Raw genomic sequence first — 1,524 nt, forward strand, 5'->3', positions numbered from 1 at the left:
TTTGAACGGGAATAGTATCTATTTTTTGCTTTCATATAAGGAAGTTACCATACTTTTTGATATGCTTAACTTCCTAAGCCCCTAAGTTATTACGAGCAGAATCTAGATTCCAAAACCAATGGAATCATATGAATGAGGTGTCTGCGGATATTAGTATGCAACAACGTAAGATCGTTGGTGTATTAACTGCTTTGACACAAAAAATTCAAGGTTTAACCTATGCCGCTGTTGTATTAGTTGGATGTTTTGCCGTGATGGAAGGCGAGATGACAACGGGTGCTTTGGTTGCGTGTTCGATCCTTTCCTCACGAATGCTTGCCCCTATTTCACAAATCACAGGGATTTTAGGACGTTTACAGCAAGCTAAGGTTGCGAAGAAAAGTCTTGATGAATTAATGCAGAAACCTGTTGATCAACCTGATCAAGCGCATCTGGTTCATAAAGAAGTGTTAAATGGGGACTATGAACTTAAAAATGTTATGTTCCAATACACAGAAGAAGATTCTCGTCCAATTCTTGCACTTCGTCATTTGAAAATTAAAGCTGGTGAAAAGATTGCGATTTTAGGTCGTAACGGTGCAGGTAAATCAACATTATTACAATTATTGGCTGGTATGCAATCCCCATCAAATGGTTCTGTGCATTTGGATGGTCTCGATATTACCTTAATCGATCCTGCTGATGTGCGCCGTGATATGGCATTGTTGAATCAGAATGCACATTTATTCTACGGAACAATTCGTGAGAATTTGACCTTAGGTGCGCCTTTAGCAAAAGATGATGACATTTTAAAAGCTTTAAAAGTGACAGGTGCTTTAGGCTTTGTGCAAGAGAAAAAAGAGCGCTTAGATCATTTAGTTTTAGAAGGTGGTGTAGGCTTCTCAGGCGGGCAAAAGCAAGAATTGCTGTTAGCACGATTACTGATTCGCCAACCTAACATTTTATTACTCGATGAACCGACTGCCGCGATTGATGATATTGCCGAAAAACAATTAATTGATCACTTAAAAGGCTGGTTAGGACACAGAACATTAGTCGTCGCAACACATAGACGAGCTGTGCTTGAGTTGGTTGATCGTATCATTGTGATGAACGAAGGTAAGGTTGTAATGGATGGACCACGAGATCAAGTTCTAAATCAATCAGCAGGCCAACAAAAACAAATTAAACAAGGGGAAGATTCATGAGCGAACAACAAGCTAACAACCGTTCTATGAATGTATCCTACAAAGAGCCAGCTTTACCACGTTCAAGTCTTGTGATTTGGATTGTATGTATTGGTTTAGCGATTTTTTTGACTTGGGCTTGGTTATTTAATCTAGAAGAAGTTTCTACAGGAACGGGTAAGGTCATCCCTTCATCTAAAGAGCAAACTATTCAATCTTTAGAAGGTGGTATTCTTACGAAGTTAAATGTGCAAGAGGGTGATATTGTTCAAAAAGGAGAAATCCTTGCGCAACTAGATCAAACACGCTTCGCATCTAATGTCGGTGAATCAAAATCACTTTTAACTTCTGCTCAAGC

Annotated in this window: 1 protein-coding gene and 1 pseudogene; both read left to right on the top strand. The window is 39.1% G+C overall.

The features are described 5' to 3' along the window. Positions 1–83 precede the first annotated feature (83 nt). Positions 84–1,187, top strand: a pseudogene (locus IRT38_RS08755) (ATP-binding cassette domain-containing protein); the annotation flags it as partial. After that, positions 1,184–1,524: biotin/lipoyl-binding protein (locus IRT38_RS08760; RefSeq protein ID WP_194597469.1), on the top strand; the 341-nt coding region annotated here is incomplete at its 3' end. The pseudogene IRT38_RS08755 and the gene IRT38_RS08760, both read left to right, overlap by 4 nt.

This window comes from Acinetobacter sp. SK-43 (assembly GCF_015351505.1).
GTDB lineage: Bacteria > Pseudomonadota > Gammaproteobacteria > Pseudomonadales > Moraxellaceae > Acinetobacter > Acinetobacter junii.